11 protein-coding genes are annotated in these 14,476 nt (G+C 30.3%); 1 reads left to right on the forward strand and 10 read right to left on the reverse strand.

Features of this window, described 5'->3' with window-relative positions; genetic code table 11:
• Nucleotides 1-121: 121 nt before the first annotated feature.
• A complete protein-coding gene (locus T483_RS0118265) occupies nt 122-721 on the forward strand; it encodes a tyrosine-type recombinase/integrase (protein WP_026888119.1) in 600 nt (199 codons plus the stop codon).
• Nucleotides 722-889: 168 nt separating this feature from the next.
• Here T483_RS0118265 and T483_RS0118270 read toward each other — a convergent pair whose 3' ends face one another.
• The 10 genes from T483_RS0118270 to T483_RS0118315 form a co-directional block, all read right to left on the reverse strand.
• Entirely contained in the window at nt 890-2,602 is a 1,713-nt protein-coding gene (locus tag T483_RS0118270) for a methyl-accepting chemotaxis protein (protein ID WP_026888120.1), read from the reverse strand.
• Between the two features lie 205 nt (nt 2,603-2,807).
• Nucleotides 2,808-4,226: a [FeFe] hydrogenase H-cluster radical SAM maturase HydG gene (gene hydG, locus T483_RS0118275; RefSeq protein WP_026888121.1), complete on the reverse strand. Its 1,419-nt coding sequence runs from the start codon at nt 4,224-4,226 to the stop codon at nt 2,808-2,810.
• Nucleotides 4,227-4,362: 136 nt separating this feature from the next.
• A complete protein-coding gene (locus T483_RS0118280; protein WP_026888122.1) occupies nt 4,363-4,614 on the reverse strand; it encodes a TM1266 family iron-only hydrogenase system putative regulator in 252 nt (83 codons plus the stop codon).
• Between the two features lie 389 nt (nt 4,615-5,003).
• Nucleotides 5,004-5,837 carry a DegV family protein gene (locus T483_RS0118285; protein ID WP_026888123.1) on the reverse strand — a complete coding sequence of 278 codons (834 nt, stop codon included), beginning with the start codon at nt 5,835-5,837 and terminating at the stop codon, nt 5,004-5,006.
• Between the two features lie 542 nt (nt 5,838-6,379).
• Entirely contained in the window at nt 6,380-7,576 is a 1,197-nt protein-coding gene (gene mmsB, locus T483_RS0118290) for a multiple monosaccharide ABC transporter permease (RefSeq protein ID WP_026888124.1), read from the reverse strand.
• A gap of 12 nt (nt 7,577-7,588) precedes the next feature.
• Nucleotides 7,589-9,124: a multiple monosaccharide ABC transporter ATP-binding protein gene (mmsA, locus tag T483_RS0118295; protein ID WP_026888125.1), complete on the reverse strand. Its 1,536-nt coding sequence runs from the start codon at nt 9,122-9,124 to the stop codon at nt 7,589-7,591.
• 70 nt (nt 9,125-9,194) lie between these two features.
• The gene (chvE, locus tag T483_RS0118300) at nt 9,195-10,334 is read right to left on the reverse strand and encodes a multiple monosaccharide ABC transporter substrate-binding protein (RefSeq protein WP_026888126.1); all 1,140 of its coding nucleotides are present in this window, start codon (nt 10,332-10,334) and stop codon (nt 9,195-9,197) included.
• Between the two features lie 207 nt (nt 10,335-10,541).
• Nucleotides 10,542-10,814 carry a hypothetical protein gene (locus T483_RS0118305; RefSeq protein WP_026888127.1) on the reverse strand — a complete coding sequence of 91 codons (273 nt, stop codon included), beginning with the start codon at nt 10,812-10,814 and terminating at the stop codon, nt 10,542-10,544.
• Nucleotides 10,815-11,468: 654 nt separating this feature from the next.
• Nucleotides 11,469-13,076 carry a xylulokinase gene (locus T483_RS0118310; RefSeq protein ID WP_026888128.1) on the reverse strand — a complete coding sequence of 536 codons (1,608 nt, stop codon included), beginning with the start codon at nt 13,074-13,076 and terminating at the stop codon, nt 11,469-11,471.
• Nucleotides 13,077-13,685: 609 nt separating this feature from the next.
• The coding region (locus T483_RS0118315) for a transketolase-like TK C-terminal-containing protein (RefSeq protein ID WP_035790421.1) at nt 13,686-14,476 on the reverse strand (791 nt) is incomplete at its 5' end.

Here is a 14,476-nt window from a genome sequence, read left to right on the forward strand (position 1 = left end):
AACCTATATTTGTACATTTTTTAATCTTTTTTATACAATATTTACATATCTTACAACTTATAATATAATAAAATTGGACAAAATATTTATTATGTATCATTATTTCTAGAGGAGAGTGCATATGAGAGCGTCTAATGAAACTGAAATTAAATATTTAACACAAAAAGAAGTACTATCACTATTTAATGCAATTGAGAATTCTGGTAAGCTGCATTCAACACGTGATTTAGCAATATTTAGATTAGCTTATAGATGCGGTTTTAGAGCTTCTGAAATATCAATGTTAAAATTGGAAAATTATAATATTAATAAAGGCGAGATATATTGTAAAAGATTAAAGGGAAGTAAAAATAATACCCTGCGGCTGGATGAGAAAACTAAAAGCATTTTAGATAAATACATTATTGAGAATAACATTACATCTGAATCTCAAACTATTTTTACAAGTCAAAAGAATAATCCAATTTCAAGGCAAACCCTAGATCATCTAACAAAACAATATTTCGCCATAGCTAATATTCAAGATAGATCAAAGCACCATTTTCATACTATTAAACATACCACAGCAGTTCATCTTGCTGAATGTGATATGGATATAAAAGAACTTCAGTGGTGGCTTGGACATAAATCTGTTACTAATACAGAAATATATTTTCAATTTACTACAAAACAGCAAGAAAAAATGTATTCAAAATTAGAAGGAAAAAGTGAAATGGTATAAAATTTGCTTAATACATTATAAAAAGACTTATTTTAGATGCTAAATAACTAAAATAAGTCTTTTATCTTCAATTATATATACTAGACTAACTTGCATTTAAAATTTTAGTAATCCAAACGCTAAATTAATATAATAATGTAGAAATTCAATTGCAACATATACATCTTTTTAGATTTTAAACTTTTGTATCATTTCATTTAGTTTTTGAGCAAGTCCTGCTTGATTTTGTGCTGTTAAAGCCACCTGTTCTATGGCTTTTGAAGTTTCATCTACGCTTTCTTTTATTGTAGCAACTTGTTCATTTGATTGTTGCGCTGTTGATGCCATCTCTTGTACTAACTTATTAACTTTACCTACAGTTATTGTAATTTCTTCTGACATATTTGCAATTTTCTCTGACATTTTACTTACAAAGTCAGAATCATTATAATATATATTTCCTGTATTCCCATAAGCATTAAATTGCTCATGCACTTCAGTATTTATAAATTGCAATATATCATTTCCAGTGTTAATACTGTTATTAAATGCATCTTGAACTTTAGTTATAGTATCTTTGATAGCTGTTACTGCTTCTGATGATTGTTCTGCAAGCTTCCTTACCTCATCAGCTACCACCGCAAATCCTTTACCTTGTTCCCCTGCTCTTGCTGCTTCTATTGCAGCATTTAGTGCTAATAAATTTGTTTGTTCAGCTATACTTCCTATTGTATCAGCCATAATTTTAATATTATCTACTATCTTGCCATTTTCAATAACACTTAACATATTCTTTTGTTTTTCTTTTGATAAATTCTTCATTTCATCTATAGACTTTTTACTGTTGTTTTTAACTGCTATAGCTCTTTCCTTAGACTTATTAGCATTATGGCTTCCTTCCATGGCTTTTTTAGATAACTCGTTTATATTCGAGTTTACTTCCTCTACTGTATTACTTATAAGCCCCGCCTCAGCACAAGATTCCTCCATCCCCAGGGAAATAGTACTCACAGCTTCATCTATACTCACAGCTTTTGAAGAAAGCTCTTCAGCTGTTGCAGATAGTTCTTCACTAGATGTGCTTATATCCTGAGAATTTTGAATAATCTCTCTGATTAGTTTATTTACATTTTCCTGCGCTTTATTTAATGCTATTCCTGTTTGCCCAAATTCATCTTTTATCTTAATTGAAATTGGAGTTGAAAAATCGTATAACGCTAATCTTTCTGCAAACCCTTTAATTTTTTTTAATGGTGCATTTATAGTCTTTGATATTAGTGCACCAAATATAACTGCTACTGCTAATCCAAAGATAGTAAGTGTAATTATTATTTTATTAGAATTAATGTAAGTAGATAATATATCCTCATTAGCTGATTTTGCGTCAGATATATTTAGATCTATAACTTTATCTAGGCTATACATCATTTTTGTCTGTAGCGGAACCATTTCCAAGTATCTCTTTTTTGCTTCTTCTAAATCACTGGATTTAACAGCTGTCACTACCTTATCTCTAACCTGATTATATTCCCGCGCATTATCATTAAATTCTTTCCATGACTTTGCTTCACTGCTTGTCATTTGTGACTTTTCATAATCACTTGTATATTTATCGTTTTCATTTAATGCAGCAAGAACATTTTTTTGTGCTTCCTCTACCTTATATTTATCTTTTTCATACATCATAATTAGTATGTTACTTTTAATTTCTGTCATATTTGATTTTATAGATAAAATCTCATTGACATGATTAAAGTTTCTATTGTACATTCCTGATGCCTTACTATTTACATTTTTTAAAGATAGTGCTCCTATTATTCCTACAACACCAATCAAAATTGCTATCATCAAAAATGATAAGATTAATTTAAATTTTATAGGCAGGCTTCTTCTTAAAAACATAACTTTTCTCCTCTCTAAACTTATAATCTCGACCCTTTATTCCCCTTCTCGTAACAGAAAACGTTTTACTAAAGTATAATAATTAACATATATTGCTAACTATTATAATAATATTTTTAATTTATATAATCAACTAAAAAATAATAAAGCTACATGCAAATCTATTTTAATTATGCATATAGCTCTATTAATTAATTTAATTTATCTAAAATCTAAAATCACGTTTTCCTTCATGTAAGTTTTCAAGGTTTTCCAATACTATCTTTTTAACTTTTTCATTTGGAATCCTTGGAATTTCATTTTTAATTACTTCCTCACCTTTTCTTCGTGTATCTTCAGACGCATAATCCTCTAGATATTCCTTTAGCGTCATAAGTGCATTAGGCTGGCAGCAGTTTGCTATTTGTCCTGATTTAACAAGCTGCATAAATCTATCTCCAGTTCTTCCTTCTCTATAACAAGCAGTACAGAAGCTTGGAATATGACCCTTTTCAAGCAGCCAATTTACTATTTCATCTAAAGTTCTAGTATCATTTACATCAAATTGAGCTGAATTTTCTTCTTCCTTCTCTTTTTCGACATATCCACCAACGCTTGTAGATGATCCTCCACTTATTTGAGAAACTCCTAGTTCAAGTACTTTTTCTCTTGTTTTTTGAGATTCTCTTGTTGAAACAATAAGACCTGTATATGGAACTGTAATTCTAAGCACCGCAACTATTTTTGCAAATATCTCATCTGATATTGCATTTGTAAATTCATCTGGATTTATATCATCAGCTGGTCTTATTCTTGGAACACTTATTGTATGCGGTCCAACTCCCATAGCTGCTTCTAAGTGCTCTGCATGCATAAGAAGTCCAACGAAATCATATCTATACATATTTAATCCATATAATACACCAAGACCAACATCATCAATTCCACCTTCCATAGCTCTATCCATAGCCTCTGTATGGTAAGCATAATCATGCTTTGGTCCTGTTGGGTGAAGTTCTTCATATGTCTTTTTGTGATATGTTTCTTGGAATAATATATATGTTCCAATTCCAGCGTCCTTTAATCTTCTATAATTTTCAACAGTTGTAGCTGCAATATTTACGTTAGCTCTTCTAATTGCGCCATTTTTGTGTTTAATACTATAAATTGTTTTTATGCTTTCGAGCACATATTCAATTGGATTATTTACAGGATCTTCTCCGGTTTCTAATGCAAGTCTTTTATGTCCCATATCTTGTAATGCAATTACTTCTTTTTCAATCTCCTCTTGAGTAAGTTTTTTTCTTGTTATATGTTTATTTTTATGATGATATGGACAATAAGTACATCCATTTACGCAATAGTTAGAGAGATATAATGGTGCAAACATTACTATTCTATTACCATAGAATCTTTGCTTAATTTCTTTTGCAAGTTTATACATTTTTTCATTTTCATCTTCTAATTCACATTCAAGTAAAACTGCCGCTTCTCTATGTGAAATTCCTTTACACTCTTTAGCCTTTTCTAGAATTTCATTAATTAATTGTCTATTGTTCTTATTTTTCTTAGCATACTCTAGAGTTTCTAATATTTCTTCGTTATCAATAAATTCTGTTGCTATCTTTGATTTAACATTATACATTACTCTACTCTTCTTTCTATAATTGGATTTTTAAATTTTAAATTTCAATTCGTTCTGATTAACGCTCTTTTCATCCAATTTTGGCAAAGGCTAAAATATTAATTAAGGCTAATCTACTTATTACTATGTTTAATATTTATTTAGCAGTTTTAGAATACATTGTTTTTACATTTATTCCTTCGACCATACCAAGTTTGCCTGATAATGAACTTATTATATCATTGGTAGCATCTATTACTACGCTTATTATACCTACATTCTTTTCCCTATAAGGTATTCCCATTCTCCCAACCATATATTGCGAATATTCATGCAAAATATTATTAAGTTTATCTGTTGAATCCATATCTTCCACTATAATTCCTATCAATGCGATTCTTGTATCCATATTCTTTATTCCTTTCAAGAAGAAAATATTTTTAAATTCACCGTATTAATCAGCAATTATCCATTTTCAATTGCAATAAAAAATCCCATTGCCACAAAAAGGCGCAGGGATAGTGTAAATATCTCTATCTATAATACCGCCTTGTCATTTGGGACGAACCCTCATGTGTTTCAGAACGATCATGTTTTAAGAGTCTTTCTCCTTGGGATTGTCCCTTAAAGTCAGACTACATTTATATTTTATCATAAATATAGTTCCCAGAAAAGCTTTGTTAAAACTAAAAAACATCAATCACATTAATTTTAGAATATAGTAAGGGCCATCGTTTAAATACTATGGCCTTTTTACAAGTTATTTACTTGAGTTTATTTTTTACTACTTCTAATTCATCAATAACAGACTACAATCCCACCATCATCCGCATAAACAGTACTTAATCCGCTACCTTCAAAGATTATTATATCTTCAAAGTTATATTTATTTTTTATTTCTTCCTTGAGTTTTTCTGCTTTTTCTCTTGCATTTATATGTCCTATTCCTAGAACTTTATCTTTAAAATCAGCACCTTCTTCGCCTATTAGATCTATCAATCTATTAAACGCTTTTTTCTTTCCTCTCACTTGTTCTTTAAGAACAATTTCTCCGTCATTAGCAGTCATAATTGGAGTAACTTGCAAAAGTGATCCCATTAAAGCTTTTGCACTGCTTATCCTTCCATTCTTCACTAAGTTGTCCAATTTATCTAAAACAAATAACGTCCTCATATTTTCTATATATTGTGTAACTTGCTCTACAATTTGAGCATTATGTACTTTTTCTTCAATTAATTTTTTTATTTTTAAAACAACTAAATCAGCTCCAGATACTGCTGTTTTACAATCGAATACATGAACAAAACTGTCTGGAAATTCTTCCTGAAACATTTTCTTTGCCAACATAGCACTATTATGCGATCCACTTAATTTACCTGAAATAGTTACGATAAAGTTATTTTTACATTTTTTTAAAGATTCTAAAAAGTCATGTGGCGATGGGCATGCTGTTTTAATTTTGTTTTTGCTACTTTTCATTTTTTCAAGTAACTCGCTTATATTTACGTCCTTATCAATGATCTCTTCATCATCAATCATAATTTTAAATGGAATTCTTTCCATATACTCTTCATTTCCAAAAACTTCATTATTAAAATCAACACAACTGTCTACTATTATTCTAGTATTCATTTTATTCCTCCATCTTTTTTCATTTGCAATTTTGATACTTTAGCTATCAGTTTATTTAATTAATAATACTTATCTAATTTAATTATAATTGTCCACTAAATTATATATTAATTTTATTATTAGTAGTAGTTCTTTTTTATCAATATATACTCATCTAGAATTAATCATTATAGTAGTACTATTTAATATTTGCACTTACAGATATCTCTTTCAAAATATTATATAAGAACAAAATTGCAGACGACTGTGGTTAAGTTCCGTATTGTGCATATAAGAACATTTTATGCAAGCGAATATATTTTATTTTTTATTCTATTTTAAGACGTAGCCTTCTGACTCAGCCTTTTTCATAATCTATCTAAAGATTTCACTCTAATAATTCCTAGAGAATAAAAAAACAAGTTCTGCACTATATATAAAATATTTAGTGCAAAACTTGCCTTAACCTCATACATTTTCTTTTTCTTAATTTATTTAACACATTCTATTAACACACTATGTTTTAAAGTTTGAAGAAACCATTTCTTATATTTCTGTTATATTTATTTCTTTTTCTTTGAATATAAGTCGAATACTACAGCGAATAATAATACAAATCCTTTGATAGCTTGTTGCCAGTTATTATCAACTCCCATTAAAGACATACCATTATTAAGTACTCCCATTACAAGTCCACCAACAACTGCCCCCAAAATTCTTCCAGTACCACCTGCTGTAGATGCACCACCGATATAACAAGCTGCTAAAGCATCTAATTCGAAGTTAACACCAGCTTTAGGTTGTGCTGAGTTAACACGTGCTGCATAAGCTAATCCTGCTAATGCTGCCATTAATCCCATATTTACAAATACTAAGAATGTAATTTTATCAACGTTAACACCAGATAATGCTGCTGCTTTTTTATTACCACCAACTGCATATACTTGTCTACCAAATACTGTTTTAGTAGTAATGAATGAGTAAATTGCTATTAATACTCCTGCTATTATTAATATATTTGGTATACCTTTATAAGATGCTAGTACAAAGCTTCCACCCATAATTACTACAACTGATATTATATTTTTAGCAAGGAACATTGAATTATGATCAACATTGAAATTATATTTTTGAAGTTTCTTTCTTCCTTTTATATTATTAAACACCATGATTGCTGATAGTATAACACCTATGATCATTGCTGATCCTACTAAATAAGTGTCGCCCATTTTAAAGAAGAATAGTGGTGGTATGAATCCAGAACCTAAGTTTGCAAATTCATTTGGGAATGGTGCGATTGTCTTACCATTTAATATTATCATTGAGAATCCTCTAAAGATTAATTGTCCTGCTAATGTTACAACAAATCCCGGAATCGCTTTATATGAAATCCAATATCCTTGTACTGCTCCAACAGCTGCACCTATTAAAAGTGATACAACAACAGATACTACAGGGTTCATTCCCTTATTAACCATAAGAACACCGGCTATTGCTCCAACAAAGGCGCATACGGAACCAACCGCAAGATCTACAGTACCTACAATAACTACTAGAAGCATTCCTACTGCAAGGATAAGTACATAACCATTCTGCTGAATTAAATTTGTTATGTTAAGTGATTTTAACATAACTCCCTTAGTTAAAATCGAGAATATAACTACTACTACTAATAATGCAACAAGCATACCATTGTCTTTCATAAATTTATTAAATGTACTTTTTGCTACCTTTTTTTCTTCAACTCTTGCTTCACTCATTTTACTACCTCCCTATTTTGATGCAACAATTTTACTCATGATAACTTCTTGAGTGGCATCTTTCTTATCTAATTCTCCAATAATCTTTCCTTCATTCATGACATAGATTCTGTCACTTAGTCCAAGGACCTCCGGTAATTCTGATGAAATTACAATAACTGCTTTCCCTTGAGCTACTAAATCATTTATAATTGTATATATTTCATATTTTGCTCCAACGTCAATTCCCCTAGTAGGTTCATCAAGAATTAGTAAATCTGGTTCTGCATAAACCCATCTTGAAAGTACTACTTTTTGTTGATTTCCACCACTTAAGTTTCCTGTAATTTGTAATATACTTGGAGTTTTGATTTTCATTGATTTTCTGAATTCTTCCGCCGCTAAAATTTCAACTTGTTCATTTATAACACCATTATTAGAAATTTTACCTAATGAAGCTATTGAAATGTTATGACGAATATCATCAATCAGGTTTAAACCTGCTTCTTTTCTATCTTCAGTTACGTAAGCAATACCCGCATTAATTGCATCTTTAACTGTTTTAATATGAATTTCTTTACCTTCTTTTAAAATGCTACCAGAAATCTTTTGTCCATATGTTCTACCAAAAATGCTCATTGCAAGTTCAGTTCTTCCAGCACCCATAAGCCCCGCAATTCCAAGTACTTCGCCTTTTCTAACTTTTATATTTACATTATCAACCATTTTTCTATCCGGATAATCTGGATGATATACATTCCAATCCTTTATTTCAAACATCACATCTCCAATTTTAGGAGTTCTTTTTGGATAACGGTCTGTAAGTTCACGACCAACCATCCCTTTAACAATTCTATCCTCTGAGATTTGCCCTCCAGAGGCATCTAATGTTTCAATACTAGCTCCATCACGTAGTACTGTTATAGAGTCGCACACTCTTGAAACCTCATTCAACTTATGCGAAATTAAAATACATGTAATTCCTTGAGACTTCAACTCTAACATTAATTTTAATAAATTTTCACTATCATCCTCATTTAATGAAGCCGTTGGCTCATCTAGAATTAATAATTTTACGTTTTTTGATAATGCCTTTGCAATTTCAATTAATTGCTGTTTACCAACACCAAGTGTGTTAACTATAGTATCTGGGTCTTCATCTAATCCGACTTTTCTAAGTAATTCTTTAGTTCTAATTCTTACCTCTTGCCAATCTATAACTCCATGACTAGCAATTTCGTTTCCTATAAATATATTTTCTCCTATACTAAGATGTGGACTCAAAGCTAATTCTTGATGTATAATAACTATTCCATCTGCCTCACTATCCTTTATACCTTTGTATTTACATGCCTTTCCATTATACAGAATTGCACCTTCGTATGATCCGTGAGGATATATTCCACTTAATACCTTCATTAAAGTTGATTTACCTGCTCCATTTTCTCCACAAAGAGAATGAATTTCTCCTGATTGTACTCTTAAATTAACATTATCTAGTGCTTTTACACCGGGAAATGTTTTAGTTATATTTATCATTTCAAGAATAATATCATTGTCTTTTAACATACGTCACGCCCCTCCTTATTTGAATGATAGTGGAACAAAGTTGTCCACACTATCATTACTGCTGTTAATCTTATTTAGAAAGATCTGCTTCTTTTGTATATCCTGAATCAATTAGAACTTCTTTGTAGTTTGTTTTATCTACAGATACAGGTTGACATAAGTAAGATGGTACAACTTTTACTCCATTGTTGTAAGTCTTCTCATCATTAACTTCAGCTTTTTGACCTTTAATAGCTGCATCGATTGTTTTAACAGCTTGAGCTGATAATTTTCTTGTATCTTTGAAGATTGTTGATGTTTGCTCTCCTGCAATTATAGATTTAATTGAAGCTGTTTCTGCATCTTGACCTGTAATTACTGGCCATGGAAGATTACCTGAACCATATCCAACACTTCTTAACGCTTCTACAACACCACGGCTTATACCATCATAAGGAGATAATACAGCATCAACTTTTTTACCACCTGAGTAGTTACCAGTTAATATATTTTCCATTCTTGATTGAGCTAAAGCTCCATCCCATCTTAATGTACAGATTTCATCAAATTTAGTTTGACCTGAAACTACAGTTAATTTCTTAGAATCCATATATGGTTGAAGTACTTCCATTGCACCTTCAAAGAACATATGAGCATTATTGTCATCTGGAGATCCAGCAAATAATTCTATGTTAAATGATTTTTGTGCATTTTTTAAATCTAATTTCTTTTCGATATATTGACCCATTTGAGTTCCTACAAGTTTATTATCAAATGAAATATAGTAGTCTACATTTGGAGTATTTTTAATTAAACGGTCATAAGCTATAACAGGAATTCCTGCATCTTTAGCTTTTTGACAAACATCAGTTAAAGATTCACCATCGATATTTGCAATTACTAAACCACTAACACCTTTTGTAATTAAGTTTTCTGCTTGTGATACTTGAGTTTCTACAACGTCTTCAGCATATTGAAGATCTGTATTATAGCCAAGATCTTTTAACTGTTTTACCATATCATTTCCATCATTTATCCAACGTTCAGAAGATTTAGTTGGCATTAAAATACCTATTGTTTTTCCGCTTCCTGATCCCCCGTCAGTTTTTGTTTGTGACTCTGTTTTAGAATTATCTGCATCTGAGTTTGGAGCACTAGTTGTTACACTACATCCACCGATAGAACCTAGTAATGCCATTGATAATAACATAGCCATTAATTTTTTCTTCATAATATTTTCTCCCTTCAACTTCCCATATAATAAATTATAAATTTATATTTTCTTTTAATCTGCTTAATAGTTATCATTTCTGATAAATTAAAGTGGACTAAAAGTTAATATTCTAAATTATTAAAACAATATAATTTTTTTAATACACTTATAACCAAAAATTTAACTTTATTAATACGTTTTCATCAAATTTAGACATGTTCATATTTATTTTGACATATTATAAGTTAACTCAAGAATAACTAATATAGCCATAGCATTAGCATATTTACTACTAATATTGAATTTATACTCTGGATTCTTTCTCTTATAAATCATTGGTATTCCTACTCCAAGTAAAATGGATAATCCAAATATAGCTAGTACACTAAAAGAAGAAGTAATTATTCCTGAATCTATAGAAATAAAATATAGTAATAAGCCAGGAGCTACTAGATAGTATAATAATTTGTTACATAAAGTAATGTGCTTTTCATTCATAAAATTCCTCCCCTATCCTAGTAAATATTATTGTTTAATGTTTGATTGATATTATTCATATAATTTGAATATATATCATGGAAAATACATTTTCCTATATATGCTCTATGATATATATCTTGTAAGTACAGCAATATTCTTCTTTATTATCATAATAAAAATTTGCATTAACATTTATTTATATATGTATCCCGCTTGTACAAATTGAGAATAGCTTATCTTGTCACTTCTATCTGATACACATACTCTAACTCTTAATGTTTTATAATTTTAGAAGATAGCACTTGTTAATATGTTGTACGTACTTCATGTATTTATTATATATCGTTTTCATCACTATAGCAATAGTTTTTTTTATATTGTATGTACAATTTTATTATATTTCTTTACCAATGTGCATACATCTAGGATTCGTTGCAATAAAATGTACAATTTTAACTTGTTAAACTATGAATCAGAGCATGCTAAAGTATATATAAACTGATTATTAGCCTCTTCAATGATATTTTGACAATTTTTATGAATCGAAATATCTGTAATTGAGGTGAGTTATAATATAAACATAAATTATATATTGTTTGTCTATTCATTTATTATTTATAGATAATAAGGTTGAATCCTTTTTATTGAATTCAACCTTATTAATCATACTTTCTATTTAAGGCTATCTATCGCTGTTCTTTCAATAGCAAGCCCACTAGTGTAACGTTTTATAAATTCATTAAATCCTTCAACATCCTTAAAATCTGGATCTATTTTTGTACCTATTTGTCCTGCAAACACTTTATTTGTAAGATAATCGTCTAATGTCTCATTTTCATCTTTATTTATCATATAAGATGCAAGTACTGCAATTCCCCACGCTCCGCCTTCAGCAGCAGTTTCCATCACAGAAACTGGTGCATCTATAGCTGCCGCCATTATCTTTTGTCCTACACCTTTAGTCTTAAATAAACCACCATGTCCTAACATTTCATCGACCTTAACACCTTCCTCTTTAAGAAGAAGGTCTAAACCAGTTTTTAGTGCACCTAATGATGTAAATAAATGTACACGCATAAAGTTAGCTAGATTAAATTTACTCTCTGCTGAACGTACAAATAGTGGGCGCCCTTCTTCAAAACCAGTTATATGCTCACCTGAGAAGTAATTATAAGCTAATAATCCGCCACAATCCGAATCCCCTTCAAGTGCCTTATTATATAGAGTTGCAAATAACTTATTCATATCAACTTCTACACCAAATGCCTCTGCAAATTCTTTAAATAATCCAACCCAAGCATTGAGATCCGAAGTACAGTTATTACAATGAACCATAGCCACTAAATTACCAGTAGGAGTTGTAACTAAGTCTATTTCTTCATATGCTTTTGATAATTCTTTTTCAAGTACGATCATCGCAAAAACAGATGTTCCTGCTGATACATTACCTGTACGCTTTGCAATACTGTTAGTTGCAACCATTCCTGTTCCTGCGTCACCTTCTGGAGGGCAGAATGGAATACCTGCTTTTAATTGTCCTGTAACATCTAAAAGCTTTGCACCTTCTTCAGTAAGTACACCTGCATTTTCTCCAGCTAACAATACCTTTGGTAAAATATCTCCAAGTTTCCATGAAAAATTCTTAGGAGCTACTAACTCATCAACTTGATCAATCATATGTGCGTTATAATTCTTTGTATCTATATCAATAGGGAACATTCCAGATGCCTCTCCAACACCTATAACCTTTTCACCTGTTAATTTCCAATGTATATATCCTTCTAGCGTTGTCTGGAAGGATATATCAGTCACGTGCTCTTCCCCGTTTAATATTGCTTGGTAAAGATGAGCAATACTCCATCTTTGAGGGATATGGTAGTTAAATAATTTTGTTAATTCTTCTGAAGCTTTTTCAGTAATAGTGTTACGCCATGTACGGAATGGTACTAAAAGCTCTCCCTCTTTATTAAAAACCATATATCCATGCATCATAGCACTGAATCCAATTGCGCCTATTGTTTCAATAGTAATTCCATATTTTTCTTTGACATCTTCAGCCATCTTCTTATAACTATCTTGAACACCAGTCCAGATATCATCTAAACCATAAGTCCAAATATTATTAACATATTTATTTTCCCAATCATGGCTCCCTGAAGCTATTGGAGTATTATTTTCATCTATTAAAACTGCTTTAATTCTAGTTGAACCTAGTTCAATACCAAGCACTGTCTTACCATTAATAATGGCATTTTTTATATTACTCATCTCTAATCCCATAAAAACCTCCACTACATGTAATTTTTTTAAATCGTTTACTTATTATGTGATAATTTTATATTATTATTATAGTTAAATTAAATAAATCTTAATTTTAAAATAATTTCTAATCTTTTCTGAATATCACTCCATTGTAACATTACTAAACCTAATACAAAATAACTCTTATAATCACCTAATGTCCAGCCCTCATACCGTTACCGTCCCCAACTTAATGTAAGATCGAAATGCAATAATGGCTAGACATTAGATAAATGATTTTATTAAATTCTAAAACTGCTTCATTGTCATATTAAATTTATATAAATTTATTAAAAATCTATAAATATATTTCTAACCAATGATTTATTATTGTAATTACATAATTTCACACTAATCTTTTCACACATCTTTATACACATCTTTTAATAATTTTAATTTTTATAATAATGAATAAATTGATTTTAATATATTTATAGATTAATTAATTTACACACTTTTAATCTAGATCTTTTTTTATATCTGTTTCGCTATATTTATTAATATTTTAAGGTTAAATCTATTTTTCTAAAGTTTTACTATAATCACTAAATTTCCTCTACTATATCGTAGATTTAATTACTTTAACATCTATTTCTTTGCTACATTAATAGCTTTTTCAACAACATTTTCTACAGTGAATCCAAATTTCTCAAATAGTATTTCTGCCTTACCTGATGCTCCAAAAGTATCTAAAGATATAACATCTCCATCAAGTCCTACATATTTGTGCCATCCAAAGCTTGTTAATGCTTCTACTGCAACTCTTGCACGAACTTTATTTGGCATTACTGATTCTTTATAAGCTTCATCTTGAGCATCAAATAACTCAAATGAAGGCATACTTATAACTCTTGCATCTACCCCTTCAGCTTCTAATTCAGCTGCTGCTTTGTAGATTAATTCCACTTCTGAACCTGATGCCATTAAAAGTACATCTGGAGTTTCTTTCTTAGAATCTTTTAAGATATATCCACCCTTTAATGCTCTCTTAGGACATCCATCATATAGTGGTAACTTTTGTCTTGTTAATACTAATGATGTTGGAGTAGTTCCGTTAGTTACTGCATAATACCATGCTGCTGCAGTTTCCTTAGAATCCGCTGGTCTAAATACTGTCATGTTTGGCATACTTCTAAGAGCTGCTAATTGTTCTATTGGTTCATGAGTTGGACCATCTTCCCCTACTCCAATACTATCATGTGTTAATACATAAGCTACTGGAAGATTCATGAGAGCTGATAATCTCATTGCACCCTTCATGTAATCACTAAATACAAAGAAAGTTGCGCAGAACACTTTAAGTCCTCCATGAGCATACATTCCGTTAGCGATAGCTGCCATAGCATGTTCTCTAACTCCAAAGTGAAGGTTTGATCCAC

Source organism: Clostridium beijerinckii HUN142 (genome assembly GCF_000621745.1).
Lineage (GTDB): Bacteria > Bacillota > Clostridia > Clostridiales > Clostridiaceae > Clostridium > Clostridium beijerinckii_A.